Genomic DNA, 2,440 nt, shown 5'->3' on the forward strand with positions numbered 1-2,440 from the left:
TGCCTTCAAGATTACCTTGCAAGAATCGATTGATAAAATTGAGAACGCCAATCTCTTTAAAAATGGGATTTGCAATATCAGGCTCAGTCACGAGACTACCGGGTTCAACCAGTAATGATTGGTGTGCGATATCACGTCGTAGTCCTGCCCCTTCTTGCATTAGCTGCGCGGTATCAATACAGCGACCAATCGGGCTTGAGATGCTATCAACATCAAGTGAATACGGCAGATGTCCTGCCAACCAACGACCCCAAGATTTTGCTAATACGCGACCTTTAGGTGTCAATGGCAGCTGATAACTGGCAAAGCCATTACCATCAGAGCGCTCACGCAGGGAATGTCTGGTAAATAAAATCAGGCGCTTATGTTCAGGTAACAAGCTGACCGACGACATCATACTATCAGGAAGATGTGAGGGCGCTGGTGCACTTGGAGTATGACTCGCAAGCTTTTCAGCGGATAGGCGCGATGTGGTGTTATTAGGAAGTTTACTCATCATACAAGCCTATCAGATTTTCTAACAGGAATGAACCAAATATAAGTCCAACTGCAACATAATCTAAAGCAAATATATCTAGAGCAGACCCATTGATTTGCATATCACTAAAATACTATGACACTGTGACCTTACAAAATAAAAATTTACATTTATTACGCGCAACTAACCGATATCAATCACTCTATCCCATGCAAACGATAACGCCGTACTACTGACCTCATTTGGATAAGCTCGTGGATTAACGATGACTCGCGTTTTATTGATTTGATAATCAAATGCCTCGTGCGTATGTCCGTGTACCCATAGCGTTGGTGCCCAGTCCTCATACATCCATGCGGACAAATCACTGACAAACGCAGCGTTGCTTGGCAAAGTGGCATATTTCTCAGAGACAGATAATGGGCTAATGCTATGATGACTCATGACCACAGTTTTTTTGCCCAATGCTTTGGCGGTTATTAATGCCTGCTTGAGCCATTGGCGCTGCTTGGCATGGATCTGCATTGATACCTCAGGTGAAAACAGCTCGCTGCCAGCATAGATTTGTTTATAGTCACGCATAAAGCGCATTACCGCTGCCATAGTATCTTCATTGGCTTGATATTGATAATCGGTCCAAAGCGTACAACCTAAGATTCGCACCTCTCCAATATCAATATGCTGGCACTGCAAAAATCGTACGCCCTGCTTTGATTCACCATTATAATTGTCCCAAGTCGCCAGCTTTTTATCAAAATGCAGCACGTCTTCATTGAAGTACTCATGATTGCCGGCGATGGTGATAAGAGGGACTTGTAAGCGTGCTGCTTGCTCTTGTAGCCATGGCATACCAATATCGCTATTGGCAGTATCTCCCGCCACTAGCACGATGTCTGCGTCAGTTTTAGGGATATGCCCTATCGGGTGCAATTGACGAGCATAACTGTCAATATGTAAGTCACTCAAAATCTGTAATTTCATAGCGGTCAATATCATTAAATAAACGTAAATAGTTTAGCACCTTTTCACCTACCGGCAAAAAGTAAAAAGACAGCGTCTTATGCTGTCTTTTTACTTTTGTTACTTAAGCATTTAACTTAAAAGTTAGAGGCTTTGAAGTATCAACTGCAACTTAGCCGCAGGATCTGCCGCTTGGGTAATTGAGCGCCCAATCACCAAATAATCAGAGCCATCATTTAATGCCTGTTTTGGCGTACAGATACGCTTTTGATCATCAGCATTGTCATCTGGCAGGCGAATACCAGGAGTGACTAGCTTGAAGTCTTGACCACATAGTGCTTTTAGCGTCTGCGCTTCTTGTGCTGAACAGACTACCCCATCAAGACCGGCTTGCTTGGTCAATTGTGCTAAACGGCTCACTTGCGCATCTAAGCCGTCAGTGATACCCGTCTGCAAAAGTGCTTGATTATCCATAGAAGTCAGAACAGTAACTGCTATTAGCAAAGTTTTAAAATCTCCATCCAATAAACGCTGCTTTGCTAATGACATTGCCTCTAAGCCAGCACTTGCATGCACGTTGACCATCCATATACCAAGCTCAGCAGCAGCCAGTACCGCCTGTGCCGTTGTGTTAGGAATATCATGGAATTTTAAGTCTAAAAACACCTCAAACTGACGCTGATGGAGTGCTTTGACTATCTCAGGACCACAGCGCGTAAAAAGCTCTTTACCTACTTTTAATCGGCATAACGCCGGGTCTAATTGGTCAGCTAACGCAAGAGAGGCATCCTTTGTCATATTGTCTAATGCAACGATGACTGGAGAATTGATTGCGTTATTCATTGTTATGCCTCTTTATATCAGGTTTATCAAATTATGGTATACAAAATAAGCTGTAAAAACGCATCATGCTTATTAATCAGTAATCGCGTTTTTTCTTGGTCAAAACTGCATCTTCATGGACGTTAAGCTGAGCACTACCCACTGATGTATCCTGTACAT

The 2,440-nt window shown here is 43.1% G+C and carries 3 protein-coding genes; all 3 read right to left on the minus strand.

The features are described from left to right. A partial coding sequence (locus VLN09_RS11230) for a histidine phosphatase family protein (protein WP_325246549.1) occupies positions 1 to 496 on the minus strand: 496 nt, incomplete at its 3' end. Between the two features lie 165 nt (positions 497 to 661). Further along, positions 662 to 1,459, minus strand: coding sequence for a metallophosphoesterase (locus tag VLN09_RS11235; protein ID WP_325246551.1), 798 nt, complete (start codon positions 1,457 to 1,459; stop codon positions 662 to 664). A 123-nt stretch (positions 1,460 to 1,582) separates the two neighbouring features. Further along, a complete protein-coding gene (gene pyrF, locus VLN09_RS11240; protein WP_325246553.1) occupies positions 1,583 to 2,281 on the minus strand; it encodes an orotidine-5'-phosphate decarboxylase in 699 nt (232 codons plus the stop codon). Between the last annotated feature and the right edge of the window lie 159 nt (positions 2,282 to 2,440).

Source organism: Psychrobacter sp. (genome assembly GCF_035469765.1).
Lineage (GTDB): Bacteria > Pseudomonadota > Gammaproteobacteria > Pseudomonadales > Moraxellaceae > Psychrobacter.

Bases quoted from the DNA above. Each gene is read 5' to 3' on its own strand.
- pyrF (WP_325246553.1), bottom strand. From the start codon at position 2,281: ATGAATAACGCAATCAATTCTCCAGTCATCGTTGCATTAGACAATATG.
- VLN09_RS11235 (WP_325246551.1), bottom strand. From the start codon at position 1,459: ATGAAATTACAGATTTTGAGTGACTTACATATTGACAGTTATGCTCGT.